Origin of the sequence: Achromobacter kerstersii (assembly GCF_902859595.1) — a bacterium.
In the GTDB taxonomy this organism is placed as follows: Bacteria; Pseudomonadota; Gammaproteobacteria; order Burkholderiales; family Burkholderiaceae_B; genus Achromobacter; species Achromobacter kerstersii.
In genome coordinates, this window is record NZ_CADIJQ010000016.1 from 1 (window position 1) to 26,347 (window position 26,347).

A 26,347-nucleotide genomic window follows, 5' to 3' on the forward strand; every position below is an offset into this window, starting at 1 on the left:
TTGGCGCGCCCGGCAGGATTCGAACCTACGACCCCCTGGTTCGTAGCCAGGTACTCTATCCAGCTGAGCTACGGGCGCATCAAAAAGCAAGCCTTGAATAATAGCGTTGTTTCAGAAAACGTGCAAGTCGAGCGATGAAAACATCGCATTGCACAAGCACCTTGCACACGCCCCATTTACTCCCCCTTTACGCCTGCATTCAGCTTCATACCCTCCGCATTCAGCTTCACAACATTCGCGCTCAGCTTTCCGACAGCGGATGGTCACACCGATTGAACCTTGTCTCTTTAGCCTAGCGGCCGTTAACGATGCCGGCTGTCATCCGGCGATCTCGCAGCGCAATGACAGTGCGCTGCGCCACCCGCTAGCTGAAGAGCCTCTCTCATGTCTGACAAAGAAAAAAATTCCGGCGCGCCGACCGACGCCACGGATAACGCATCCCCCGTGCGCGCCACGCGCCGCGGCTTCCTGACCGGCATCGCCGCACTCGGCGCCAGCGCCGCCGCGATGGGCGCGCTGTCCGGCTGCTCAAGCGATGATGACAATGACAGCACCCCCAGCACGCCCGCGCCCGCGCCAGACCCCACGCCCACGCCCGCCCCTGACCTGACGAAGCAATTGCGCGACAACGTGAAGACAGTCGTCGTGATCTTTGCCGAGAACCGCAGCTTCAACAATCTGTTCGCCAACTTCCCTGGCGTTGAAAAGCCCTTGTCCGCACTCACCGCCGCCGACACCACGCAGTACGATCGCGACGGCACGCCGCTGTCCGTGCTGCCGCCCGTGTGGAACGGCATGGTGCCCACATCGCAACAGGCCAACCACATCACGTATCAAGTGGATCAGGCCGCGCCCTACATGAACAACCTGGTCAACGCGCCATTTGCGCTGCTGGGTCCGCAAGGCGAACCGCTGCCGCAAGGCGTCGTCACGCGCGACTTGTGGCATGTGTTCTATCAGAACCAGATGCAGATCAACGGCGGCAAGAACGACCGCTTCGTCGCATGGGCAGATTCCGGCGCGCTCGTCATGGGGTACTACAGCGACTCGGCGTACAACCTGCGCCTGTGGAAGCTCGCGCAAGAATTCGTGCTGTGCGACAACTTCTTCCAAGGCGCATTCGGTGGCTCGTTCCTGAACCACCAATACCTGGTGGCAGGCCGCCCGCCGTTCTATCCGGATGCTGCGGACTCGGTCGCCAAGACGCAGATCGCGCAGCTGCAAAGCGCCGACCCCACCGACACGCGCCTGCAACCCAAGGCCACGTCGCCCGCCAGCGCGCTTACCGGAATCCCGCAGTTCGGCGCCAGCGCATTGACGCCGGACGGCTACGGCGTGAACACGATGGCCCCGCCCTACTGGCCATCATTCAGCCGCGACACCACTGACCCCACGCTTGCCGACGCCACCAGCCCGCAAACGATGGTGCCCCAAGCGCACAACAACATCGGCGACCTGATGACCGCCAAGGGCCTGGACTGGGCCTGGTACGCCGGCGGCTGGCAGGCCGCGGTCGACTCCACCGCCAGCACCGGCTTTCCATCGTCGCCCAACTTCCAGGCGCATCACCAGCCCTTCAACTACTTCAAGAGCACCGCCCCCGGCACCGCCGCGCGCACCGCGCATCTGCGCGATGGCGGCCTGGGCGATCTGTCGTCCACCAACAAATTCCTGGCCGACGCCGAAGCCGGCAAGCTGCCCCCGCTAACGTTCTACAAGCCGCAAGGCAACCTGAACATGCACGCAGGATATGCCGATGTGGATTCGGGCGACCGCCACATCGCGCACATCGTCGACAGCCTGAAGAAGAGCGCGCAGTGGGACAACATGGTGGTCGTGATTACTGTGGATGAAAACGGCGGCTGGTGGGACCACGTGGCCCCGCCGCAAGGCGACCGCTGGGGTCCGGGCACGCGCGTTCCCGCGCTGGTCGTCTCGCCGTTTGCGAAGAAAGGCACCGTGGATCACACCGTGTACGACACGGGTTCCATCCTGCGCCTGGCGACCCGCGTGTTCGACCTGCCGATGCTTGAAGGGCTGAAGGCGCGTGACGACGCGATGACGGCTCGTGGGCAGCAACCCATGGGGGACCTGACGAATACGTTGCAGTTCAGCGCGTAAGGGATAACGACGAAGGCGTGCGCCACTGCGACGCACGCCTTCGGTGTTCAGTACAACGCCAGCGTCGGCCGCCTGCCTGCGCTGCCGTTCCACGAGACCGGCAATCCGGCCGCTTCAGCCGTGCGAACGATCAGCGCGCCCGCCGCCAGGCACGCACGCACCCGTTCCACATCGCCGCCGCGCGCAGCTTGGAAAATATCGTCAACGTTCAAAAGGGGCTCGCAGAATTAAGCGCCATCGGCGCCATGCACCAGCATCGCGTAGATTTCCGCGACCCGCTCGACGGATATCCCCTCGCGCTGCTCAACGGCAAGCGGATGGCTGGTCGGTTCCAATTCAATCAGCGGCCGGATACCGCCGTCACGCAAATGCACATGCGTCTTCAGACTCAGCGTGTCGGGATACGGCGACAGCTGCGTATTCAGCCAACCAAAGAGCGGCGGCGTTTGCGCGCGCTCTGGCGCATCGGACGTGCGCACCCAGGTCTCGTAGCTGGCCAGGCTCACCGACACCCACACGCCCCACACAAACGGCTCGGCATGTCCATGAATGGGAAGCTCAATGCAGCCACGCACGAAAAAATGCTGTTCATCGATCACGCAATCATCGCTGCCCAGATCGCCGCGTTGCGGCCGTTCTTCAGGCGCGATGCGGTAATAGCTTTCGGGTGCATCGGCGCCAAAACTCGGCAAGCCGTGGTGAACCTGATTGCAGGTCGCGCAATGAAAAGAGAAATCCATGTCCAGGTTCGAAGGTATGTGTGATGCGGGAAAGCATTATTCTAGTGGCCGTCTCCCACCGCATTCCTCCTCGCATCGGCCGTCATCGTGAAACACCTGTTAGTCACCCTGGACAAGCTGCACGACTTCGATGAAATCATCGACGTGCGTTCGCCGCTTGAATACGCCGATGACCACATCCCCGGCGCCATCAACGCGCCCGTGCTCAGCAACGAAGAACGCGTCGTCGTCGGCACGCTGTACCGCCAGACCTCGCCCTTCGAGGCCGCACGCACCGGCGCCGCCATCGTGGCCCGCAACATCGCCCAGCACCTGGAAACCACCTTCGCCGATCGGCCGCAAGGCTGGCGCCCGTTGATCTACTGCTGGCGCGGCGGCAAACGATCCGGCTCCATGACGCTGATGTTCAACATGATCGGCTGGCGCGCACGCCAATTGGAGGGCGGCTACAAGAGCTACCGCCGCGCCACCCTGGACGCGTTGGAAGCCTTGCCTGCGGCGTTGCGCTTTGTGGTGTTGGTTGGCCCCACCGGCAGCGGTAAAACGCGCTTGTTGAGCGCGCTATCGCAAGCCGGCGCCCAAACGCTGGACTTGGAACAACTGGCCGCGCATCGCGGCTCATTGCTGGGCGCCTTGCCCGGCATTGCGCAGCCCACGCAAAAGCACTTCGACACGCTGCTCGCAGAACGCCTGCGCACGTTCGACACCACGCAACCCGTCTTCATCGAAGCCGAAAGCCGCAAGATCGGCGCCATCGAAATCCCGCCCGCTTTACTGCAAGCGATGCACCAAGGCGCGTGCGTCGATGTTGTCTCCACCCGCGAAGCGCGCGCCGCGTTCCTTCAACAGGACTACGCGCAACTGTTCGAAAACCCCGAATGGTTGAAAGCCCAGCTGCAACGCATGCTGGGCCTGCACAGCCGTGATGTGATCAAAGGCTGGCAACAGATGGTGGACGACGGCCGCCGCATCGACCTGGCCCGCGAACTGATCGACCGCCACTACGACCCCGCCTACACCCGCAGCAGCAACGCGCAGTACACGCAACTGCCGCAAGCTACGCCGATGACGTTCAGGCCGAATGATGAGGATGTGGTGGAACAGGCGCAAAAACTGCTATCCGCGCTGCAATGAAAAAAACCCGCAATCGATTTCGCGATTGCGGGTTTTTTAATTCAGCGCTGGGTGTTTAGGCCAGCGCCGAAGATCTGGCGGAGACGGTGGGATTCGAACCCACGATGCAGTTTTTAGCCACATACTCCCTTAGCAGGGGAGCCCCTTCAGCCTCTCGGGCACGTCTCCGAAAAGAGAACGAGATTCTAGCACGAATTTTTTAGGTGTGTCCCGCAAGTGGGGACATCATGCAAAAAAATTCGTGCCGGAGCCGTTGCCTTTATTCCTTGGCGGCCGGCGCCTGGTCCAGGCCGAAGGCCTTGTGCAGTGCGCGCACGCCCAATTCCATGTACTTGTCGTCGATGATGACCGACGTCTTGATTTCGCTGGTGCTGATCATCTGGATGTTGATGCCTTCTTGCGAAAGCGTCTGGAACATCAAGCTGGCGACACCGACGTGCGAACGCATGCCGATACCCACGATCGAGACCTTGGCGACCTTCTCGTCGGTGGACAGTTCACGCGCGCCCACGGCGGGGATGACTTCGCGCTTGAGCAATTCCACGGCGCGCGCAAATTCATTGCGGTTCACGGTGAACGAGAAGTCGGTCGTGCCAGCCACGGACTGGTTTTGCACGATCATGTCGACGTCGATATTGGCGGCGGCGACAGGACCCAGGATGGAGAAAGCGATGCCCGGTTTGTCGGGCACGGCCAGCAGGGTGATTTTGGCTTCGTCGCGGCTGAAGGCGATGCCGGAGACAACGGCGGCTTCCATTTTTTCGTCTTCCTCAAAAGTAATCAGCGTGCCCGAGACCATTTCTTCGTCGAGCGGGATGAGCGGGTCGGTCAGCGAGGACAGGACCCGGACCGGTACACGATATTTGCCGGCGAATTCAACCGAGCGGATCTGGAGGACCTTGGAACCCAGCGATGCCATTTCCAGCATTTCCTCGAAGGAAACGACGGCCATGCGGCGCGCTTCAGGCACCACGCGCGGATCGGTCGTGTAGACACCATCCACGTCGGTGTAGATCAGGCATTCGTCGGCCTTGATGGCGGCAGCCACGGCCACGGCCGAGGTATCCGAACCACCACGGCCCAGCGTCGTGATGTGGCCTTCCGGGTCAATGCCCTGGAAGCCGGTCACGATGACCACGCGGCCAGCGTCGAGATCGCCGCGGATGCGGGCGTCGTCGATGGAGCTGATGCGGGCTTTGGTGAACGACGAATCGGTGCGCACGGGCACTTGCCAACCGGCATAGCTACGCGCCGGCACGCCTTCGGCCTGCAACGCAATAGCCAGCAAACCGCTGCTGGCCTGCTCGCCGGTGGCGGCGATCATATCGAGTTCGCGGCCGTCGGGCTGGGGCGAAATTTCGCGCGCCAGGCCTAGCAGGCGATTCGTTTCGCCCGCCATTGCCGACGGCACTACAACAACCTGGTGGCCGGCGGCATGCCACTTCGCGACGCGACGCGCCACGTTTCTGATGCGCTCAACCGAGCCCATCGAAGTACCGCCATATTTGTGAACGATCAGGGACATCTCGTACTCTGGCTGGGAACCCGCCGCGAAAGTGGTGACGGGCAAAACCATACATTCTAGCGCGACGGTAAAAATTTGCTCAATTTGAGGAAATTTATGTTCATTGCGCGGCTATTTTTCTACGGATTCTTTCCGAAACGGCAGTTTTTATCCCCGCGTTTCCACCCAGACACGCCCGCGATGGCAGCGGATGACATGGCCCGACTGCTCGACACGCAATTGGCGGTCATGTCCCAGGCTATGCAATTCCCGCAGTTGGCGCAGCAGGTCACGCAGGCGCGCATCCGTGGGCATGCGCGCGCCGTTCTGGCTCAGCCAGTGGCGCAGCACCTGCGCCTGACGCGGCGCGGACAACTCGCGCCACGCCTTTAACGAAAAACTGGCGCCGTCATCACTCGGGTCAAGGCGCGCAAAATCTTCGCGGGCAACTTCATCCAGGATCTGCGCCGCTTCGGCCATGTGGCCGGCGTGGCGTGCGACGATGGCGCGCCAGCCGGGCCAGCGGCTGTCCAACACCGGCGCCAGCAATTCGCGCAGCGCGGCGCGGGTGTAGTGGGGGTCGGCGTTGGTGGGGTCTTCTACCGGACGCCAGCCGCAGGCCGCTTCGACGGCATCAGCGGCTTGCAAAATGACGGCGCGGTCCTGGCCCAGCCACGGACGCAAATACGTCAGGCCGTCGCGCTGGGACACCGGCGCCATCGCCGCCATGCCTGCCAGCCCGGTTCCGCGCAGCAAACGCAGCAACACGGTTTCGGCCTGGTCGTTGCGGTGATGCGCCAGCAGCACGTGGGCCACGCCCTGCGCATGCGCCAACTGCGCCAGCGCGGCATAGCGGGCGTCGCGCGCGGCGGCCTCGACACCCTTGCCGCCGGCCTGCTCGACCTGCACACGCGCCTGGGCGACTGGCAGGTCCAGCAAGCGGCCCAGCGCGTTGACGTGTTCGCTCCAGGCATCGGCAGCGGCCTGCAAGCCATGGTGCACATGGAACAAGGCCACGCCGACGCCAAGATCGCGCGCAACCGCCGCTGCGTGCACCGCCAGCATGGCCGAGTCAGCGCCCCCACTGAGCGCCACCCCGAAGCGCGCAGGACGCTCGGGCAGCGCCAGCAAAGCTTGGCGCAGCGACGTGATCAAAGCGGGAACGAGAGGGAGCCCTGCGGGTGGCGAAGCCGGCAGCGCGTCTGGTGACGCGCCTTCTTCGGCTCGCGGAGCCTGCCCCCCGGCTTGCGGCGCCGAATGCGACACGCCCGACTCGGCCGCAAGGGGCGTGTCGGGCGTGGGCCGGGCAGTCATGCGAGAGGGCGCGGTGGACGCGGCCGTGGCGCTGGCGTGTTCGCCCGCGCCGCTGCCTGCATCAGGCGCGCACTTCCTGGTAGGCGCCGTAGGACAGCAGGCGTTGCACGCGCTGCTCAACGAGCTGTTCGGGCGTCATGCCTTGCAGCTGGCGCAGGGCGTCGCCCAGTGCGCGGCGCAGCAGGCGGGCCATGACGCGCGGGTCGCGATGGGCGCCGCCCACCGGTTCGTTGACGACGCGGTCAACCAGGCCCAGGTCTTTCAGGCGCGGCGCAATGATGGCCAGCGCTTCGGCGGCGTCAGGGGCCTTGTCGGCGCTGCGCCACAGAATGGATGCGCAACCTTCGGGCGAGATCACCGCGTAGGTGGCGTATTGCAGCATCAACACGGCGTTGCCCACGGCAATCGCCAAGGCGCCGCCCGAGCCGCCTTCGCCGATGATCGTGCAGATCACGGGAACCTTGAGCTCGGCCATGGCGTACAGGTTGTGGCCGATGGCTTCGGACTGGCCGCGCTCTTCAGCGCCGATGCCGGGGTAGGCGCCCGGGGTGTCCACGAAGGTGAACACGGGGATGCCGAATTTTTCAGCCAGGCGCATCAGGCGCAGGGCCTTGCGATAGCCTTCGGGACGCGGCATGCCGAAATTGCGCGCGGCGCGTTCCTTGGTGTCGCGGCCTTTCTGATGGCCGATGATCATGCAGGGCGTGCCGTTAAAGCGCGCCAGACCGCCGATGATGGACTGGTCGTCGGCGTACATGCGGTCGCCGTGCAGCTCATGGAAGTCGGTGAACATTTCGCGCACGTAGTCCAGCGTGTAGGGACGCTGGGGGTGGCGGGCGACAAGCGCCGTTTGCCACGGCGTGAGCTTGGCGTAGATTTCCTTAGCCAAGGTCTGGCTCTTTTGTTGCAGACGTCCGATCTCGTCGGAGATGTCTACCGCAGAATCGGCCTGCACGTAGCGCAGCTGCTCGATCTTGTTCTCAAGCTCGGCCAGCGGCTGTTCAAATTCCAGAAATGTATTGCGCATGTAGTGTGGTTCCGTAGATGGGCTGCCTGGTGTGCATCAGTATTGAACCGGTGTCGGTTCCAGACTGCGCCACAAGTACCAGGTCGCCACGGTACGCCAGGGTTGCCACGCCAGCGAGACTTCGCGAGCCTCGAAGCGCGAGACAGGCTCGCCACTGAAATAATGTAGCGAGATTGCCTTGAGCAATCCGGGATCATCCAGCGGCAGAACGTCAGGCCGCTGTAGATTGAAAATCAAAAACATCTCCGCCGTCCAGCGCCCAATGCCCCGGATGGCGACTAATTCAGAAATAACGGCCTCGTCGTCCATGGCCGCCCATTTCTCGGGATGCACCCGGCGTTCGCCGAAGTGCACCGCCAGATCCAGCACGTATTCGGCCTTGCGCTGGGACAGGCCGGCTTTGCGCAGCCCGTCCACCCCCACACGCAGCACGGCTACGGGCGTCGGGCGCTTGCCCACCGCTTCGATGAATTTGGTCCAGACCGCGTCGGCCGCCTTGGCGGACACCTGCTGGCCGATGATCGCGCGCGCCAGCGTAATGAATGGCGTGCCGCGCGAGGTCAGCCAGACTTCGGGGTGCTGGGGGATGACTTTTTTCAGGATGCGGTCGCGCCGCATCAGATGGGCGACGGCCGCTTCCCAATACTCAGGCTTGGGAACGTCGATTTCAGCGGTGGACATGTCGGGGGTATCCACTGGGCTCAAGCCCGCCGCCATTGCGTCAAGCCACCCGGCTTGTCGTCGAGTTCGATACCCGCCTCGCGCAGTTCGGCGCGGATGCGGTCGGCTTCGGCGAAGTTGCGGGCTGCCTTGGCGGCAGCGCGCGCGTCGATCAGCGACTGGATGGCGTCGGCGTCGAGCGTGGCGCGCGGGCCTTGCTCGAGGGCCGCGGCCGAATAGCGGGTGGGCGACTGGAAGTACGCGGCCGGGTCTTGTTGCAGCAAACCCAGCAACGACGCCAGGGCCTTCATCTGGCCGGCGCTGCGTGCGCTTTTGTTGCGGTTGGCGTCGGACGCCAGCTCGAACAGCGCTGCGATCGCGCCCGAGCTGTTGAAGTCGTCGTCCATGGCGGCCTTGAAGGCCTGGGCCTGCGGCTCGTTCCAGTCGATGCCTTGATCGTCGGCAGGCACGTTCTGCAAGGCCTGGTACAGACGGTCCAGTGCGTTTTGCGCGTCGATCAGGTTGTCGGGCGTGTAGTTCTGCGAGCTGCGGTAGTGGTTGCGCACAATGAAGAAGCGCACCATTTCGGCTTCGCGCGGGTTCACGCGGTAGTTGGCGTCGTCAGCGGCCGGGTCACCCAGCGCCACGGTCTGGCGGATGGTGCGGAAGTTGCCCAGCGACTTGGACATCTTGTCCGAATCCACCATGAGCGGGCCGCAGTGCATCCAGATGTTGGCCAGCGTGCCGCCGAAGGCGCCTTCGGTCTGGGCGATTTCGTTTTCGTGGTGCGGGAACTTCAGGTCAGGACCGCCGCCGTGGATATCCAGGGGCAGGCCCAGCAGCGACTTGCTCATCGCCGAGCATTCAATGTGCCAGCCCGGGCGGCCCATGCCGTAGGGCGATTCCCACTTGGTGTCGTCGGGTTCGTCGGCCTTGGCCGATTTCCACAAGACGAAGTCCAGCGGGTCGCGCTTGGCCGAGCCCACGGCGACGCGTTCGCCCGCGCGCAGGTCGTCCAGCGTCTTGCCGGAAAGCTTGCCGTAGCCGGCAAAGCCGCGCACGGCGTAGTTCACGTCGCCGTCGTCGGCCTGGTAGGCCAGGCCGTTTTGCTCAAGCTTGCCGATGATGTCCAGCATGTCACCCACGTATTGGGTGGCGCGCGGTTCGCGGTCGGGCGACTGCACGCCCAGCGCGCGTTCGTCGGCGTGCATGGCGGCAATGTAGAACTCGGTGACGTCACCGATGCGGCGGTTGGTTTCAACGGCGCGGCGGATGATCTTGTCATCGATGTCGGTGATGTTGCGCACGTAGTCAACGGCCAGGCCGCTTGCGCGCAGCCAGCGCTGCACGACGTCGAACGACACCAGCATGCGGGCATGGCCCAGATGACAGAAGTCATACACGGTCATGCCACACACGTACATGCGCACCTGACCAGCCTGGGCCGGTTTGAACGGTTCTTTGGTACGCGATAACGTGTTGTAGATTTGCAGCATGGCGCTTATGGATTCGTCTAAATATTCCGTGGCGGATTCGGAAAGTTGCTCGCGAAGGACAATACCTTCGAAGCGTGCCGCCTGCCCCCGATCAAGCCCGTGGCATGATCAGCCGGATTCAGCCCTGCTTTCAGGCTCCGCAATCGGCCCGGCGCCGACCCCGGCCTGGTCGCTATACGCGTTGTCACACGAGGTCTCGGACCCAATGCCGAACCAAAAACGCAACCGGGGCTAAAATGGCGGTCGTCAAGTATAGCAAGCGGCCCGGTCGCGCGCGTAAGTGCGGCTCGGCCACGACTTTTAACGGATAACCTACGTGACTATCAAGCCGCGTTTTTGTGTCGCCCTGCTCGCCCTGGCTTTGGCCGGCGCGCCGGTTGCAACCGCCCTTGCCCAGTCCATGGCCGGCGGCTCGGGGGCCAACCCCAACGCCACCCGGACCACGCTGGACCCCATCCCGCCCGAAGGCGGCTGGGAAGGCCTGGCCAACCTGCTGGAAGCCGCCAAGCCGGGTGTCGACACGCGGCTCACGCCGTCGGCCTCGCAAATTACCGGCCGCATTGAAATGCTGTTGAATCGTGGCGACAACGAAGAAGCGCTGGCGATGATTGAAAAGCGCGAAGCACAGATCAAGGATCAGCGCGGCACCGATGTCCAGCTGATGTTCCAGCACGCGCGCGCGCTGGCCGCCCTGAACCGCACGGGCGAAGCCATCGATATCTATACCGACATGACGACGCGTTTCCCCGAGCTTCCGGAACCTTGGAACAACCTGGCCGCTCTATATGCCAGCCGCGGAGAACTTGAAAAAGCGCAAGATGCCCTGCAAATGGCATTGCGCGCCGACCCGGGTTATGCCGCCGCCCGCGCCAATCTGGGCGATCTGCAACTTCTGCAGGCAATGCAAACCTACAAAAAGGCCGCCCGCGATGGCGTGCCGGGCATGCAGGACAAAGCCCGCGAAGTCGAAACCATGCTGAAGGATAAACAAGGCAAATGATGTCCCGATACTCTCCTTTCCACCTGCTGCGCCTGACGGCGTGCTCGTTCGCGCTGGCCGCATTTGCCCCAGCCCTCGTCAGCGCCGCCCCTGCGGCCACCTCTTCCACCTCCACTTCTGAAGGCACAAAAGCCATGAGCACCAATCCCCGCGTCAAGCTCGTCACGAACCAAGGCGACATGGTCATCACCCTGGACGCCGCCAAGGCGCCCAAGACCGTCGAGAACTTCCTGACCTACGTCAAGGAAGGTTTCTACAACGGTACGGTGTTCCATCGCGTGATCGACGGCTTCATGATCCAAGGCGGCGGCTTCGAACCCGGCATGAAGCAAAAGCAAACCCATGCCCCGATCGAAAACGAAGCCAACAATGGCCTGAAGAACGACAAGTACACCCTGGCGATGGCGCGCACCAGCGACCCGCACTCGGCCACCGCCCAGTTCTTCATCAACGTGTCGAACAACGATTTCCTGAACTTCACGTCGCCCACGCCGAACGGCTGGGGCTACGCTGTGTTTGCCACCGTCACCGAAGGCACCGACGTTGTTGAGAAGATCAAGGGCGTGAAGACCGGCAACAAGGGCTTCCACCAGAACGTGCCGAACGAAGACGTGATCATCGAGAAGGCCGAAGTTCTTGAATAAGATTGCCCTGTCCGGTCCGATCTGGCTGGCGTCCGACCTGCATCTGGGGCCGGCCACGCCGGCTACCTCGGAGGCCTTTCTGGCCTTCTTGCAGGCCGCACAAGAAGACGCTGCCGCCCTGCTGCTGCCGGGCGACATCTTCGATGCCTGGATTGGCGACGACGTGATTCGCGCCGCACCGCCGTGGCTTGCCACGGTGTTGACGGCGCTGCGCGAAACGGCCGCACGCATTCCCGTGTGGCTGGGCCGCGGCAACCGCGACTTCCTGATCGGGCAAGAACTGGCCGATGCCGTGGGCGCCAAGCTGCTGCCGGAACCCGCCCTGCTGGAAACCGATTTCGGCCAGGTGCTGCTGACGCACGGCGACGAATTCTGTACGGACGACGCCGCGTATCAACAGTTCCGCACGATGGTTCGCAATCCGCAGTGGCAGGCCGAATTTCTGGCCAAGACCATTCCGGAACGGCTGGCGATGGCGCAGCAGGCCCGTGGCGAAAGCCAGGCGGCCAACCAGACGAAGTCCATGGAGATCATGGACGTCAATGGCGCAGCAGTTGACGCCATCTTCCGCGAGACCGGCGTGCGCGTGCTGGTGCATGGCCACACGCACCGCCCTGCCCGCCACGTGCTGGATATCGACGGCAAGAAGCGCGAACGCTGGGTGCTGCCCGACTGGGACTTCGACCACGTGTCGCCCCCGCGCGGCGGCTGGCTGGTCATCGACCAGGACGGCCTGGAGTTCTACGATCTGGAAACGGAATCGTAAGACGTCAGCCGCAAGCCCTGGCCGTAAGACGTCAGCCTCAAGACCCGGCCGCACGACGGCCTCAGGCCTTGCCGGCACGCCAAAGCAAAAGAGCCTCGCACTGCGAGGCTCTTTTTTATCGTGCGGCGCTAACGATTTAGCGCGTGAAGATCCAGGCCGCGACCACCGCGCCGAACACGATGCGATACCAGGCGAACACGCGGTACGTGTGGTTGGCCACGAAGCGCAGCACCGCGCGCACCACGACCATCGCGCTCAGGAAGGCCGCGATGAAGCCCACGGCAATGCCGGACAGGTCGTGCTGGGTCAGTGCGCCGAAGTTCTTGTACATGTCGAACACGGCCGCGCCCAGCATCGTGGGCATGGCCAGGAAGAACGAGAACTCGGTGGCGGTCTTGCGCTGGATGCCGGCGATCATGCCGCCGATGATGGTGGCGCCCGAACGCGACGTACCCGGAATCATCGCGAAGCACTGCGCCACGCCTACGCCCAGCGCCTGCTTCCAGGTGATCTGCTCAAGCGTGTAAGCGGACGCCCGTTCGTCCGATGCCGTGTCATCCGCCGCGCCCGGCTGGTCGCCCGGCGTGTGGTGCGTCTTGCGTTCAACGTACAACATGATCAGGCCGCCCAGCACCAGCGTCACCACGACCACGCCGGGGTGATAGAACACCGATTTGATGGTCTTGATGAAGATGGCGCCGATGACGGCCGCCGGCAGGAAGGCGATGATCAGGTTGCGGGCGAAGGCCACTTCGCTGGGCACGCCGGTCAGCGCGCCGCGAATCAGCTGCATCAGCCGCGCGCGGAACACCCACATGACGGCCAGGATGGAACCCAGCTGGATGACGACTTCGAACACCTTGCCGTCGCCGGACTGGAAGTTGATCCAGTCGCCCACCAGGATCAGGTGGCCGGTGCTGGAGACGGGGATGAATTCCGTCAGGCCTTCAAGAATGCCAAGAATGAAAGCCTTGATCAGGTAGAGCGCGTTTTCAGTCACGATGCGTGGGCGGTCCTGGTTAGTCGTTGGCTAAAGAGGCTTCGTCGGACAACATTTCCTGGGGCCGTTTTTCCACGCGCACCAGCGCGATTCGGCGGCCATCCATTTCCAGGACTTCGAAGCGGAAATGCTGATGATGGATTTCGTATTCGCAGACGTCGCCCGGCTTGGGCAGGTGGCCAAAGCGCGACAGCAGGTAGCCGGCCAGCGTCGAGAAGTCTTGCGCTTCGTCGACCAGCCCTTCGGTTTCCAGCACCTGCTCAACGTGGTGCAAGTCCGCTGCGCCGTCGATCTTCCAGGTGTTGTCGCCGTCGGCCACGATGTCGGGCAGTTCGTCTTCGTCGGGGAATTCGCCGGCAATGGCTTCGAACACGTCGATGGGCGTGACCAGGCCTTCGATGGCGCCGAACTCGTCAGCCACCAGCACGAGCTGGCCGCGCGAACGCTTGAGCGTGTCCATCAGGCGCAGAATGCCGATGGACTCGTGCACGATGATCGGGTCGCGCAGGCGGTTGCGGCGCACGCGGCCTTCGGTGATCAGGTCGGCCACCAGGTCCTTGGCGCGGGCAATGCCCAGCACTTCATCCAGCGACCCGCGGCAGACCGGGAAAAAGCTGTGCGGGGCTTCGGTCAGCTGGCGGCGGATGAGTTCGGGATCGTCGTCGATGTTGATCCACGACACATCCGTGCGCGGCGTCATGATCGACCGGATGGACCGCTCGGCCAGCGTCAGCACACCGCTGACCATGTTGCGTTCTTCGACGCCGAAGGCCGGCATGGACGGGCCATCCGCGTTGGGCAGATCGGGTTCATCGCTGGCCGGCGGACGCTTGCCCAGCATGCGCAGCACCGCCGAGGCGGTGCGTTCGCGCATCGGGCGGCCGCCGTCCAGCTTGAGCAGGTTGCGGCGCGCAACCTGGTTCAACGCTTCGATAGCCACCGAGAAACCGATGGCGGCATACAGGTAGCCCTTGGGCACCTTGAAGCCGAACGCTTCCGCCAGCAGCGAGAAGCCGATCATCAGCAGGAAGCCCAGGCACAGCACCACAACGGTGGGGTGCGCGTTGACGAAGCGCGTCAGGGGCTTGGACGCCAGCAGCATGATGCCGATGGCGATGACGACGGCAATCATCATGATGGCCAGGTGGTCGACCATGCCCACTGCGGTGATGACGGAGTCCAGCGAGAACACCGCGTCCAGCACCACGATCTGCGTCACGATGACCCAGAAGCTGGCGTACACGCGCGGGCCTGACGAGCCGGCATGCTGCCCGCCCTCCAGGCGCTCGTGCAGCTCCATGGTGCCCTTGAACAGCAGGAATAGACCGCCCACCATCAGGATCAGGTCGCGCCCGGAAGGCGACACGGGTCCGACGGTAAACAAGGGGGTGGTCAAGGTGACGAGCCACGACATGACGGACAACAGGCCCAGGCGCATGATCAGCGCGAGGCTCAGCCCCATGATGCGCGCGCGGTCGCGTTGCGCAGGGGGAAGTTTGTCCGCCAGGATGGCGATGAAAATCAGGTTATCAATGCCCAGGACGATCTCAAGGACGACCAGGGTAAGCAAGCCGACCCACGCTGCGGGGTCTAGCAGCCACTCCATCAGGAGCTCCAGAAGTTACACGACCGGTAATCGTACATGGAAAATTCGTGACATGCCGGTGACACGCCCCCGTCCGTATGCCTGATGGCCATTGGTTTTGCGCCATGTGCAGGGGTTGCATCAAGGTTGCATTGCGCTCCTCGCAACCGTGCGCGCAAAGAAAAACCGGCCCGAAGGCCGGTCTCGCACAACGCCGGATCGGCGCTGGGAATCAGGCAGCCGACGGCGGGTTCAGCGACGTCAGCATCTGCGTGAAGATCTTCGGGCTGGCGGCCAGCACGTTGCCGCTGTCCATCCAGCCTTGTTCGCCGTCGAAGTCGGCGATCAGGCCGCCGGCTTCCAGAACCATCAGGCTGCCAGCCGCCAGGTCCCAGGGCTTCAAGCCCACGCCGCAGAAGCCATCCAGACGGCCGCTGGCCACGTAGGCCAGGTCCAGCACGGTGGAGCCCATGCGGCGCACACCGGTGACGCTTTCAGCCATATGGCGGAAACGCTGCGAACCTTGTTCAAGGTCACCAGCGTTGGGCCAGTGCGCGCCCAGCAGCGCTTCGTGATAGCGGGTGCGGCCCGAGACGCGCACGCGACGGTCGTTCAGGAACGTGCCGCTGCCACGGCTGGCCGTGAACAGTTCGTTGCGCGACGGGTCATAGATGACCGCTTGCGTAACCTGGCCGCGCTGCGTCAGCGCGATGGACACGGCGTAGTTGGGCAGGCCGTGGATGAAGTTCGTGGTGCCGTCCAGGGGATCGATGATCCACTGGAATTCAGCCTGGTCGGGACCTTGCAGCCCGAATTCCTCGCCCAGCACGGCATGGTCCGGGTAAGCGGCATGCAGTGTTTCGACGATGGACTCCTCGGCGGCGCGATCGACTTCCGTGACATAATCGCGCGGCCCCTTGCGAGCCACGCTGAGTCGTTCCAAATCCATGCTGGCACGGTTGATAATGGTGCCGGCACGCCGGGCCGCCTTGATGGCGATGTTGAGCATCGGGTGCATAAAATTCCGTACGTATGCGGTGGGTTCGCGTGATGGTTGGCCACTTGCCGCCCCCCGGGTCCGTCGTTGCCCCAACCGGGGAAATCGACCCAAAAAACCAGGAAGGCACTTAGCCAAACGTGCCATTTTAAATGACTCAAGCATTTTCACGTGTTCGCTTCGTTATGGTGAACCCCAGCCACCCCGGAAACGTCGGTTCGGCGGCCCGCGCCATCAAGACGATGGGCTTCTCGGAACTGGTTCTGGTGGAGCCAAAGTTTCCAGATGTAACCAGCCAGCCGGAGGCCGTCGCCCTGGCCAGCGGCGCGCTGGATGTGCTGGAAAATGCCCGCATCTACCCGTCGCTGGAAGACGCGCTGGCGCCCGTCACCATGGCCTTCGCCCTGACCGCCCGCGTGCGCGACCTGGGCCCCCCGCCCTGCGACATCCGCCAGGCGGCCGATCTGGCCTGCGCCCACTTGGCTGAAACGTCCGAGGGCGTGGCCGCCGTGGTGCTGGGCACCGAACGCGCCGGGCTGACGAACGCCCAGATCGCCCTGTGCCACCGCATCTGCCATATCCCGGCCAACCCCGAGTACAGCTCGTTGAACGTCGCCCAGGCCCTGCAATTGGCGGCCTGGGAGCTGCGTTACGCGTTGCTGGTCGATGAGGGTGCGGCGCTGCTGCCGGCATCCACCGCGCAGGAACCCTCGCGCGGCGCCGAACCGGCGTCCAGCGAAGCGGTGCAGGCGTTTCTGGCGCACTGGGAAGAGGCGCTGGTTGGCGTGCAGTTCCTGGACCCCGCCCACCCCAAGAAGCTGATGCCGCGCATGCGCCACCTGTTTTCCCGCCCGGCCCTGACGCGCGACGAAGTCGACATGATGCGCGGCGTGTGCACCGCCATGCTGGCCACCGCGCGGCGCAACGGCGGCGCAAAAAAATAAGGACAGGCTTCATCGTCCGAAAAGTCAGGACAGTCCTCACTGCCTGAGACGTCAGGACAGCCCTCACCGCCCAAGAAGTCAGGACCGGCCTCAGCACCCGTCCTGGCGATAAAAAAAGGACAGGCCTCAGCCTGTCCTTTTTTCGAACTCGCTCCCGGCGGCAAGCCGGCCCGGAGGGCGTGCCCGTCGTCTGCGACGATCAGTCCACCTTGGCGCCCGAGGCCTTCACCACCGGGGCCCAGCCGTCCACTTCCGACTTGATGAACGCGCCGAATTCGGCCGGCGTGGTCTTCACGCCGACTGCGCCCAGCTTTTCATAGCTGGTCTGAACCGAGGCCTTGTCCAGCGCTTTCTGCATGGCGGCGTTCAGCTTGTTGATCACTTCCGGCGGCGTGCCGGCCGGGGCCAACAGGCCAAACCACGACGACACGTCGAAGTCGGTAAAGCCCGATTCCTTCATCGTGGGCAGGTCCGGCGCGCTCTTGGAGCGTTCGCTGGTGGTAACGGCCAAGGCGCGCAGCTTGCCCGATTGGGCGTGCGGCCATGCCGAAGGCATGTTGTCGAACATGAATTGCACCTGGCCGCCGATCAGGTCGGTCATGGCCGGCGCGCTGCCCTTGTACGGCACGTGCAGGACGTCAATGCCCGCCTTCATCTTGAACAGCTCGCCCGCCATGTGAATGGAGGTGCCGCTGCCCGACGATGCGAACGCCAGCTTGCCCGGGTTCTTCTTGGCGTAGTCGACCAGTTCCTGGACCGACTTCACCGGCACTTGCGGGTTCACGACCAGGATGTTCGGCACCTTGGCGCCCAGCGCCACCGGAGCAAAGTCTTTGGTCAGATCGAACGTGACGTTCTTGTACAGCGATTGGTTGATGGCGCTGGTGACCGCCACGAACAGCAGCGTGTAGCCATCGGGCGCGGCGCGTTGCACCTGGTCGGTGGCGATGTTGCTGCCGGCGCCCGGCTTGTTTTCAACCACGAACGATTGGCCCAGGCTCTCGGTGAGTTCCTTGGCCATGATGCGGGCGATTACGTCGGTGGTGCCACCGGCGGAAAAACCGACCACGATGCGGACAGGTTTGTCAGGGTAGGCAGCATGGGCGGAACCCATGGCGAATGCGCTTGCGGCGGTGGCCAGAAGGGTGGCGGCAAAACGCCGCAGTCCAGGCTTGTGACCTGTAGTCATAGTGTCTCCGTGCAGGTACTGTCCATTGAGTGGACGATTTGAATTATTGGATGACGCATTTTGAGCTATACACGGCGGGGGCATCAAGGTAGAGTCCACGCTACGGACAATGGTTTTCCCTTGACCGTTCCGGAATAACCCAAAGTTTTCAGAGATTTGCATGCAAGACAGTGATGCCGCGGCCGCAGGCCCACGCACGTTGCGGCGGGGCCTGGCCGTTCTGGCCGCCCTGCGCGATCAAGGGCCCGACGGCCTCAGCGTGACGGATATTGCCCGCCTGACGGGCATACAGCGCCCCACCATCTACCGATTGCTGGCCGCCCTGCTCGACGCCGGTCTGGTGTTGCCGGTGACGGGCACCAAGAAATACCGCGCGCAACTGGCGGTGGACCCGGACACGCGTTCGCGCGATCCGCGTGTGCGCCAACTGCTGCCCGTGCTGCGCCGCCTGGCCGACCGCACCGGTGACGCCGTCTTCCTGGTGGTGCGCGACGAGGACGACTCGATCAGCCTGCATCGCGAAATCGGCAGCTACCCCGTGCAGATTTTGGCCACTTACGCCGGCAAGCGTCAGCCGCTGGGCGTGGGTTCTGGCGGCATGGCGCTGCTGGCGGCGCTGCCGGATGACATCGCGCGCAGCATCGTCGAACGCAACTCCGGACGGCTGGACGAATACGGCGGCATGACGCCGCAGGAAATGTACCGGCTGATTGAAAACACCCGTGCGCGTGGCTATTCGGTGGTGGGCAACCACGCCGTGCGCGGCGCGCTGGGCGTGGGTTGCGCGCTGCTGGATACGCAGGGCCAGCCGCTGCTGGCAGTCAGCGTCACCGCCATCATCGACCGCATGCCGGCCCAGCGCCAACGCGAGATCGCGGGCTGGATCAAGTCGGAACTGGCGCGGCTGGCTGTGCAGGCCTGATCGAAATGGCTGCGCTGCCTGGCCTGTGAGGCGACGGGCATAAGACAGCGAACATAAGACAGCGGACATAAGCAGCGAACATAAGACAACGGGCGCCCGAATAAGGGCGCCCGTTGTCTTGTTGGCGATAGGCGATACCTGCAAGGATCAGGTTGCCGCCCCACCCGAGGCCGCATCGGCCTTGCCTGCCACCTTGGGGTTTTGAATTTCGCGCACCGGGATCGGCGGCTGGAAGCCGGCCGCTTCCAGCGACGTGCGAATCTGCTGGTACAGGCCCCAACGCAGGTCCCAGTACTTGCCCGCTTCGGCCCACACGCGCACGTTCACGATGACGCCGTTTTCCTTGTACTCAAACACCTTCACCTGCGGCTCGGGGTCCTTCAGCGCATCGGGACGCGACGCCACGATTTCCTTCAGCTTGGTCAACACCAGTTCCAGGTCATCGCCATAGCGCACCGGTACCGGGATATCCAGACGACGCGTCGGGTTGCGGCTGTAGTTGGTGATGGTGGCGTTCCACACGGTGCTGTTGGGCAGCGTCAGATGGATGCCATCGCCCTGCACCAACCGCGTCAGGAACAAGCCCACTTCGGCCACCGTGCCGTCCGCGCCCGAGCTCAGCGCGATGTACTCGCCCGCGCGAATGGGGCGCAGCATCAGCAGCATGATGCCCGCGGCGATGTTCTGCAGCGTGCCTTGCAAGGCCAGGCCCACGGCCAGACCGGCGGCGCCCAGCACGGCAATCAGGCTGGCCGTTTGCACGCCAAAGCGCGCCAGCACGGCAATGATCGTAAAGATGCGCACTGCCCAGACGACCGTGGTGTAGAACATCGGCACGATGGTCGGATCGATCTTGCTGGAGCGCGTAGACGCCCGTCGAACCCAACTGCCCAGCAGTGACGATATCCACCAACCCGCGATCAGGATAAGCAGGGCAACCAACAAATTGATGCCCATATCCACGAACCTGGGAGCCCAGGCGTTAAATTCCCTCAAGGCGTCTTCCATGGAATCTCCTGCGAAAAATGACAACCGAAAACTCTATCAGATGAAGAAGTCGCAAAGGGCCGCAATGCGGCCCTGGTATGTCAAGCTTTGTAAGAATACGCCCGATGCGCGAACTGAGGGAGTCAGCGGGGAACGATGCGGAAGTGATTGTCCCAAGACACCTCGCGCGACGGCGGCAGCACCGGCGTTTCGTGGCCGGCGGCATCGGTGCGCAGCATGGCGCCCAAACCGCTGCTGACCAGAAAGCCCGCCTCGGGCGCAGGCGCCACGCCGCAGCCGTCGGCAAGCGCCGTCGTGCCCAGGCACCGGCCGCTGGCCGTGTCCCAATAGATCACCTGCCCACCCACTGGGCTGGACGTCGCGACGATGCCGCCCGACGCATCCACCGTGACCGAGCCCACGTAGTTGCGCATGTTGCGCAACGTCTCGGCAGGCCCTTCAAACAATTCCAGTTGCGCGCCGCGCCGATGCCGCCCGACCAGCGCGGGGCGGTCGGCCACCGGCCCCATGTACTGGCAGCCGAACCACACGCTGCCATCGCCCGCCAGCGCCAGATGCCGGATCGACAGGCGATGCAGATCAGGGGCAAGCTCCACCTTTTCCAGCAACTGCCCGCTGGCCGCATCGATGTAGGCCAGTGACGGCCGCATCGTGTCCAGGTTCAGCTCCAGCTTGCCGTAATCGGGATGCGTCAGGATGCCGCCGTTGGCCACGCAGAGCGTCTTGCCGTCGGGCATCAGCACCACTTCGTGCGGGCCGATGCCGCCCGTGTCGAACTCGCCCACCCGCCGCCACGCGCCGCCCGGCGAGGCATCGTAAATGCCCAGCACGCCGCGCCCCGCTTCAAAATCGTTTTCGGTGGCGGCCAGCAGCCGCCCCTGTTCCATGAACGCGCCGTGGCCGAAGAAATGACGCTCGTCCGGCATGGGCAATGCCTGCGGCTCGCCCCCATCGCGCAAGGAAAAAGCCACGGCAAAAAAGCCGGGCTGACGGCCGAACACCACGGCGCGCTGGCTCGATGCGTCGATCGCAAAGCTGTGCCCGCGCGCGGGCATGGGCACCACCAACTTGTCGTGGCCCGCGTCGTCCAGCAACACCGCTTCATCGCGCCCGCCGCGCTTGCGCGCGCTCAGGTACAGCGGGCCGCCATCGGCGGGCAACACGGCAAGCGCCGCGCCGGGCGACAAGCCCAGCGCCGCGGCCAAGGTCAGAAAGCGGCGGCGGTCAATCACCATCGAGCGCATTGAATCCGATGGTGACGCCCAGTGCCGGGGCCAGGTCCTGGTCGACGATCGCCTTGGCATTCTTGATGGTCAAGGACGCCAGCTCCAACTGGCGGCGGCCGTCTTCCTCTTTCAGCGCGGCCTCAAGCGGCGCCGGCACATCCAGCAAGGTCTGCGCGGCGCTTTGCAGCTCGCCTTGCACCGACACGTCCATCCAGTCGCCGCCTACCGGCAGCGGATACGCGCCGGCTTGGTAGAACGCCTTCAGGCTGCTCAGGTTCGCCGCCAGCAAACGCGTGGACAAATCACTGCGCCAGAACGCCGCGCGCTTGGGGCGCGCCGCATCCGGCGTTGCGCCCAGCACGGGCAGAATCTTCACGTCGCGCGCGAATTGCAGGCCGGTGGACAACGCCTTCATCGCTTCCGCCGCCACTTCCTGCGGATCGCGGTACAGGTCGTTGCCGGCTTGCGGCTTGGCGAACTGCCGGCCGAATTCGCCTTGGGCGCTCCAGGCCTGCGCCACATCGCGCGAGATTCCCGTGACGTTCGCCGTCACCGCGCGGGCATAGCCGCAAGCGTAGGCAAACGTGGGTTCGCCCGTGTTCTTCAGCAGCGCCGGTTCGCCATACAACACGTATTCCAGCGCGGGCAGGCCCTGCACCGCCACGCTGCGGCCGGCAAGCGCCCCCGGCGCGAGCAGCGCGTCGTCCTTTGCGGCGATCAGTTGCTGCACCTGCCGGGGCATCACGCCGCGCGTGTCGGGCCAGAACGCCAGCCGCTCAAAACGGTTGGCTTGCACCAGCGGGCCGAAGCGCAGAATCTCGACGCCGGACCACGCCAACGCCAGATTCGTGAACGCGTCACCAACACGCGTGGCGCCGGCGGCATCCGGCTTGGCGCACCAGCTGCCCAACGCGCCATCCAACGCCGCCGCGGCATCCACCATCTTGCTGACGGCGGGCCGCGCGTAATCTCGCGCCAGGCGTTCGCCCAGGTCGGCGGGCAATTGGGCCTGCGCCGCCAGCGGGGCTGCGGTCAGCAGCACGGCCACCAACGCGGGTTTGAACACAGGCGGGAAGGATCGGGCCATCACAGCGACTCCAGGAAACGAATGAGGTCTGCGCGTTCGTCAGGCGTCATCGCCACCACGCGGTCACGCGCAGGCTTGCCCGCGCCGCCGTGCCACAGCACGGCTTCCAGCAAGGTGCGGGCGCGCCCGTCGTGCAGCCAGGTGGCGTTGGGGTTCACGGTCTTGGTCAGGCCGATGCCCCACAGCGGCGGCGTGCGCCATTCGCGGCCGTTGGCCTGGCCGTCAGACACGCCATCGGCCAGGTCGTCGCCCATGTCATGCACCAGCATGTCGGTGTAGGGCCAGATCAACTGGAAGCGGTGCTCGGGCTGCTTGGCGTTGCGGCTCGTCACGTACTTGGGCACATGGCAGGCCACGCAATTGGCTTCGTAGAACAGCTTCTTGCCCGCCAGCACCCGCGCGTCGTCAGCATCGCGCCGTGCCGGTACCGCCAGATTGGTGGAATAGATGGTGACGAAGTCCATCAACTTCGCCGGGACTTCTTCCGGGCCGAAGCGCGGCTGTGCGCCGTGCGGCATGTCCAGGCATTGCTTTTGCGCGGGCGTGCAGTCGCCCGAATGCTTCGGGAACATCGGCGTAGACAGACCCATGTCGTTCGAGAACGCGGCGGCGCTTTGCTGCTCAACCGTGGGCTGACCGGCCTTCAGGTTGAAGCGGCCCAGCGCGCGCGCGCCGGTGCGCGCATCGGTCACCCAGTTGGGTTTTCCTTTGATGCCATCGCGCGTGTCGGCGCCCACGTTGGCCAGGATGTCGGCTTCGTGAATGGATTCCAGCAGGCCCAGGCCGATCATTGGCGGCGCCAGACGCGGCGAAATCTGCGTGTCGGCGCGCATCGGGCCATAGCCCAGGTTCTCGATGCGGTACGTGGGCTTCATCAGCGTGGCGGTCTCGCCACCGTTTAGCGCCACGGGTATCGGTTCGTACTCGATCTCCATGCGGCCTTCGGCCGGCAGGCCCGCCACCGCAAAGTTCTGCAACTGCACGCCGTAAATAGGTTCGGGCAGCTCGGCGATTTCACCTGCCGCAAGCTTGGGGTGCCCCCGGTCAGGGCCGTGCGGCACGGCCAGACGCAGCAGCAGCGCCACGGCATCCGTGCGTTCCAAAGGATCGAAACCCGGCACCGTGCCGCGTCCGTCCTTGGTATGACAGGCCTGGCACGACCGGGCGTTAAATAGCGGCCCCAGGCCGTCGGACGCTTGCGTGGAGGCAGGCGCCGACACCCAGTCCTTGCGGAACAGGCCATTGCCGACCTGGAATTCCTGGCGCCCCTCGAAGCTCATGTTCGCCGACGGCTGCGAAAAGATATCGGCGTTGATGAGCTTGTTGGTGGTCGCAGCACCCGCCTGCATGGACTCAAAGGTCTCGACCTTCGAGAAATCGCGCGTGGGCGCGGTGATGGCGGTGACGCGTTTTTGATCTTCGGGCGTAAGGTCATCACGCCCGGCTGGCACTTCAGGTGCGGCGGCGGCGCCGGCGTGAGCCGACGCCGCCAGTACGGCGGCTAATACGAGTTTCACTTGAATACGGCGTCGGGTTTATCCAGGCTGTCGGAACCTTCGATGGCGACCTTGCCCAGGTCCAGCAGCGTGATCACGCGCTCCAGGCTGCGGGTCTGATCCACCAGGCGGTCGATGGCGGCCTGCACCACCGCGTTGCCTTCTTTGTTGCCGTCGGCAATCATCTGGTCATAGGTTTCGACGGTTTCGGCGCGCGTCTTCATGGCTTGCATGGCCGCCACGGTGGCGTCCAGCTTGGCGCGCACTTCAGCATCCAGCTTCGGGTCCTTGGCCTTGACCAATTCCGACAGGCTGGCGCCCTTGACTTCCTTGCCGTCGATGCGCGTGTAGGCGCCCACGTACACGTTGCGGATGCCGATCTGGTCGTAGTAGTGCGAGTTGTGCGTGTTGTCCGAGAAGCAGTCGTGCTCTTCTTCGGGATCGTGCAGCATCAGGCCGAGCTTCATGCGTTCACCGGCCAGCTCGCCGTACGACAGGCTGCCCAGACCGGTCAGCATGGCGATCAAGCCCGCCTTGGGATCTTCTTCGACAGCCTTGCGCGCCGCGCCTTCCTTCTTCCAGTTGCCCACCATTTCTTCCAGATCCGTGACCAGCAAATCCGTCACGGCCTTCAGGAATTCAACGCGGCGTTCGCAGTGACCGCCCGTGCATTGCTTGGTGTCGAAATCCGTGTGCGGGCGGTTGCCCGAGTGGCGCTCTTGCGGCGTGCCCTTGCGGTCAGCCGGCGCCGGGCCGGTGCCGTTCAGGTCCTGGCCCCAGAGCAGGAATTCGATGGCGTGGTAGCCGGTTGCCACGTTGGCTTCGTTGCCGTCGGCTTCGTGCAGCACTTCAGACAGCAGCTGCGGCGTGATCTTGCTGACATCCACCGTCTTGCCGCCCACCGAAATCTTGGAATTGGCGATGACGTTGACGGCGTAGTACGCGTTCTCGTCGTTGTCGGTGCCGTACGAGGCGTCCACATAATCAATCAGGCCTTCGTCCAGCGGCCAGGCGTTAACGCGGCCTTCCCAGTCGTCAACGATGGGGTTGCCAAAGCGGTAGGCTTCCGTCTGCTGGTACGGCACGCGAGCGGCGAGCCAGGCTTCGCGGGCGGCTTTCAGCGTGTCGGGGCTGGGCTTGGCGATCAGTGCGTTGATGGCGGTGCGCAGCGTCTTGGCGGCGGTCAGCGAGTCTTCATAGCCCGCCAGCGCCAGATCCGAATAGGTGGCGACGACGGCCTTGGGTTCCACTGCGGCGTGTGCCGTTCCCCCGAATACCGCGGCTGCCAGCACCGCTCCCAAAAGCAACTTGCGCATCAACGTTCTCCCGTAACTTCGAACGGCGACCACCCCCGCGGCGGGCCGTTACGACTTTAATTTGCGGATGAGAGTGTAAACAATTTTCGTTTGATGTTCAGCGATAAGTCAGCTACCTGACGCTTTTTTGAACGTAAAACTTGAGCAATTCCGCGCAACTCCCGTGGCTGGCCCGCTACTATCCCGCTATTGCCGTCCCCGTTTTGAAGCCCATGGAACTCCGTCAAATCCGCTACTTCGTGCGTGTCGCTGAACTTGGCAGCATCGGCCGCGCCGCGCGCGATCTGGGCGTGGTGGCGTCTGCGCTCAGCCAGCAGATCAGCCGCCTGGAAAGCGAGCTGGCGACGCGGTTGCTGATGCGCACGCACACGGGCGTGGTGCCCACGGCTGCCGGCACCGCCTTTTTGCGGCAAGCCCGCTTGACGTTGCGGCACGCGGAAAACGCCGTGGCGGCGGCGCGCGAGGCGCGTTTGTCCGGCATGGTCAGCGTGGGTTTCGCCCCCACCACGGCATCGGTGCTGGCCAAGCCGTTCTATGCGGCCATGGCTGAACGCTATCCCAACGTGCGGCTGCATCTGGTCGAAGGGCTGTCGGGCAATCTGGGCGAACAGCTCAGCAACCGGCGGCTGGATCTGGCGGTGCTGTTCCAGAATGACAGCAGCCAGGGGCGCAGCGCCATTCCCGTGCTGGACGAAAAACTATTCCTGCTGGCGCAGCGCGGCATGTTCGCCTTGCCTGACGGCGAACCCGTCACCATTGCCGAACTGGCGAGCCTGCCGCTGGCAGTCACCAGCAAAGCGCACGGCCTGCGCGCCTGGGTGGAAGCCGCCTTCGAACGCGCCGGCATCGAGCCCTGGGTGGCCGTCGAAGTGGATGGCCTGACGACCTTGATGGACCTGGTGCAGGCCAACGCCATCGCCACCATCCAGCCGGGCGCCGCCGTGGCGCGGGCCGAGGCCGGGCTGCTGAACATGCACCCCATCAACGACCCCTTTCTGTACCGCCGCAACGCCGTTTACTGCATCAACGATGAAGAACTATCGCCCGCGGCGCTGGCGGCACGCGTCGTGCTGGTGGACGTGATGCGCGCGCAAGTGCGCCACGGCGGCTGGCCGGGCGCCACCCTTCTCGATTCGTGATGCCCCCATGCCGGGCGCATGGCTAGGCCCGG

At 64.3% G+C, this 26,347-nt stretch carries 24 protein-coding genes and 2 tRNA genes; 8 read left to right on the forward strand and 18 right to left on the reverse strand.

Annotated elements, in window-relative coordinates; translation table 11 throughout:
* Position 1: 1 nt before the first annotated feature.
* Positions 2-78, reverse strand: a tRNA-Arg gene (locus HV765_RS29255).
* Between the two features lie 306 nt (positions 79-384).
* Between HV765_RS29255 and acpA the strand changes: the two genes are divergently transcribed.
* Positions 385-2,121 (forward strand): acid phosphatase, encoded by a 1,737-nt coding sequence (gene acpA, locus HV765_RS29260; RefSeq protein ID WP_175171758.1) that lies wholly within the window; start codon positions 385-387, stop codon positions 2,119-2,121.
* Between the two features lie 47 nt (positions 2,122-2,168).
* On the opposite strand, the gene HV765_RS31960 is transcribed toward acpA, so the two are convergent.
* Positions 2,169-2,333, reverse strand: coding sequence for a hypothetical protein (locus HV765_RS31960; protein ID WP_254600768.1), 165 nt, complete (start codon positions 2,331-2,333; stop codon positions 2,169-2,171).
* A 15-nt stretch (positions 2,334-2,348) separates the two neighbouring features.
* Positions 2,349-2,861, reverse strand: coding sequence for a DUF2199 domain-containing protein (locus HV765_RS29270; protein WP_054426568.1), 513 nt, complete (start codon positions 2,859-2,861; stop codon positions 2,349-2,351).
* A gap of 87 nt (positions 2,862-2,948) precedes the next feature.
* Between HV765_RS29270 and mnmH the strand changes: the two genes are divergently transcribed.
* A complete protein-coding gene (gene mnmH, locus HV765_RS29275) occupies positions 2,949-3,995 on the forward strand; it encodes a tRNA 2-selenouridine(34) synthase MnmH (protein ID WP_175171759.1) in 1,047 nt (348 codons plus the stop codon).
* 75 nt (positions 3,996-4,070) lie between these two features.
* On the opposite strand, the gene HV765_RS29280 is transcribed toward mnmH, so the two are convergent.
* The 6 genes from HV765_RS29280 to cysS form a co-directional block, all read right to left on the reverse strand.
* Positions 4,071-4,163 (reverse strand) — tRNA-Ser (locus tag HV765_RS29280).
* Positions 4,164-4,254: 91 nt separating this feature from the next.
* A complete protein-coding gene (locus HV765_RS29285; protein WP_175171760.1) occupies positions 4,255-5,520 on the reverse strand; it encodes an aspartate kinase in 1,266 nt (421 codons plus the stop codon).
* Positions 5,521-5,667: 147 nt separating this feature from the next.
* On the reverse strand, positions 5,668-6,642 hold the full coding sequence (gene tilS, locus HV765_RS29290) for a tRNA lysidine(34) synthetase TilS (protein WP_254600771.1): 975 nt from the start codon (positions 6,640-6,642) through the stop codon (positions 5,668-5,670).
* Between the two features lie 232 nt (positions 6,643-6,874).
* Positions 6,875-7,840 (reverse strand): acetyl-CoA carboxylase carboxyltransferase subunit alpha, encoded by a 966-nt coding sequence (locus tag HV765_RS29295; protein ID WP_054426570.1) that lies wholly within the window; start codon positions 7,838-7,840, stop codon positions 6,875-6,877.
* Positions 7,841-7,876: 36 nt separating this feature from the next.
* Positions 7,877-8,521: a DNA-3-methyladenine glycosylase family protein gene (locus tag HV765_RS29300; RefSeq protein WP_054426750.1), complete on the reverse strand. Its 645-nt coding sequence runs from the start codon at positions 8,519-8,521 to the stop codon at positions 7,877-7,879.
* Positions 8,522-8,541: 20 nt separating this feature from the next.
* The gene (cysS, locus tag HV765_RS29305; protein WP_175171763.1) at positions 8,542-9,996 is read right to left on the reverse strand and encodes a cysteine--tRNA ligase; all 1,455 of its coding nucleotides are present in this window, start codon (positions 9,994-9,996) and stop codon (positions 8,542-8,544) included.
* A 316-nt stretch (positions 9,997-10,312) separates the two neighbouring features.
* Between cysS and HV765_RS29310 the strand changes: the two genes are divergently transcribed.
* The 3 genes from HV765_RS29310 to HV765_RS29320 all read left to right on the forward strand — a co-directional run bounded on the left by HV765_RS29310 (position 10,313) and on the right by HV765_RS29320 (position 12,406).
* Entirely contained in the window at positions 10,313-10,996 is a 684-nt protein-coding gene (locus HV765_RS29310) for a tetratricopeptide repeat protein (RefSeq protein ID WP_054426572.1), read from the forward strand.
* Between the two features lie 134 nt (positions 10,997-11,130).
* On the forward strand, positions 11,131-11,640 hold the full coding sequence (locus HV765_RS29315; RefSeq protein ID WP_054426573.1) for a peptidylprolyl isomerase: 510 nt from the start codon (positions 11,131-11,133) through the stop codon (positions 11,638-11,640).
* Complete coding sequence (locus tag HV765_RS29320; RefSeq protein ID WP_054426574.1) at positions 11,633-12,406, forward strand: UDP-2,3-diacylglucosamine diphosphatase; 774 nt, start codon at positions 11,633-11,635, stop codon at positions 12,404-12,406. Before HV765_RS29315 ends, HV765_RS29320 begins: the two co-directional genes overlap by 8 nt.
* Positions 12,407-12,542: 136 nt before the next feature.
* Here HV765_RS29320 and HV765_RS29325 read toward each other — a convergent pair whose 3' ends face one another.
* The 3 genes from HV765_RS29325 to HV765_RS29335 form a co-directional block, all read right to left on the reverse strand.
* A complete protein-coding gene (locus tag HV765_RS29325) occupies positions 12,543-13,406 on the reverse strand; it encodes an undecaprenyl-diphosphate phosphatase (protein WP_054426575.1) in 864 nt (287 codons plus the stop codon).
* Positions 13,407-13,425: 19 nt separating this feature from the next.
* Positions 13,426-15,012, reverse strand: a complete 1,587-nt coding sequence (locus HV765_RS29330; protein WP_054426576.1) for a TerC family protein — start codon at positions 15,010-15,012, stop codon at positions 13,426-13,428.
* A gap of 211 nt (positions 15,013-15,223) precedes the next feature.
* Positions 15,224-16,009, reverse strand: coding sequence for an inositol monophosphatase family protein (locus HV765_RS29335; RefSeq protein WP_054426577.1), 786 nt, complete (start codon positions 16,007-16,009; stop codon positions 15,224-15,226).
* 131 nt (positions 16,010-16,140) lie between these two features.
* Here HV765_RS29335 and HV765_RS29340 point away from each other — a divergent pair, with 131 nt between their 5' ends.
* Positions 16,141-16,932, forward strand: coding sequence for an RNA methyltransferase (locus tag HV765_RS29340; protein WP_175171765.1), 792 nt, complete (start codon positions 16,141-16,143; stop codon positions 16,930-16,932).
* Between the two features lie 199 nt (positions 16,933-17,131).
* On the opposite strand, the gene HV765_RS29345 is transcribed toward HV765_RS29340, so the two are convergent.
* Entirely contained in the window at positions 17,132-18,121 is a 990-nt protein-coding gene (locus HV765_RS29345) for a Bug family tripartite tricarboxylate transporter substrate binding protein (protein WP_054426579.1), read from the reverse strand.
* A gap of 160 nt (positions 18,122-18,281) precedes the next feature.
* Between HV765_RS29345 and HV765_RS29350 the strand changes: the two genes are divergently transcribed.
* The gene (locus tag HV765_RS29350) at positions 18,282-19,043 is read left to right on the forward strand and encodes an IclR family transcriptional regulator (RefSeq protein ID WP_054426580.1); all 762 of its coding nucleotides are present in this window, start codon (positions 18,282-18,284) and stop codon (positions 19,041-19,043) included.
* A gap of 147 nt (positions 19,044-19,190) precedes the next feature.
* Here HV765_RS29350 and HV765_RS29355 read toward each other — a convergent pair whose 3' ends face one another.
* The 5 genes from HV765_RS29355 to HV765_RS29375 all read right to left on the reverse strand — a co-directional run bounded on the left by HV765_RS29355 (position 19,191) and on the right by HV765_RS29375 (position 25,176).
* Positions 19,191-20,051, reverse strand: a complete 861-nt coding sequence (locus HV765_RS29355) for a mechanosensitive ion channel family protein (RefSeq protein WP_054426581.1) — start codon at positions 20,049-20,051, stop codon at positions 19,191-19,193.
* Positions 20,052-20,173: 122 nt separating this feature from the next.
* A complete protein-coding gene (locus tag HV765_RS29360) occupies positions 20,174-21,286 on the reverse strand; it encodes a DUF1513 domain-containing protein (protein ID WP_054426582.1) in 1,113 nt (370 codons plus the stop codon).
* Positions 21,276-22,364: an imelysin family protein gene (locus tag HV765_RS29365; RefSeq protein ID WP_175171767.1), complete on the reverse strand. Its 1,089-nt coding sequence runs from the start codon at positions 22,362-22,364 to the stop codon at positions 21,276-21,278. The genes HV765_RS29360 and HV765_RS29365 overlap by 11 nt, the downstream gene beginning before the upstream one ends.
* The gene (locus HV765_RS29370) at positions 22,364-23,881 is read right to left on the reverse strand and encodes a di-heme oxidoreductase family protein (protein ID WP_054426584.1); all 1,518 of its coding nucleotides are present in this window, start codon (positions 23,879-23,881) and stop codon (positions 22,364-22,366) included. The genes HV765_RS29365 and HV765_RS29370 overlap by 1 nt, the downstream gene beginning before the upstream one ends.
* Complete coding sequence (locus HV765_RS29375; protein WP_054426585.1) at positions 23,878-25,176, reverse strand: imelysin family protein; 1,299 nt, start codon at positions 25,174-25,176, stop codon at positions 23,878-23,880. Before HV765_RS29375 ends, HV765_RS29370 begins: the two co-directional genes overlap by 4 nt.
* Positions 25,177-25,388: 212 nt before the next feature.
* Between HV765_RS29375 and HV765_RS29380 the strand changes: the two genes are divergently transcribed.
* A complete protein-coding gene (locus HV765_RS29380; RefSeq protein ID WP_175171768.1) occupies positions 25,389-26,315 on the forward strand; it encodes a LysR family transcriptional regulator in 927 nt (308 codons plus the stop codon).
* Positions 26,316-26,347 lie beyond the last annotated feature (32 nt).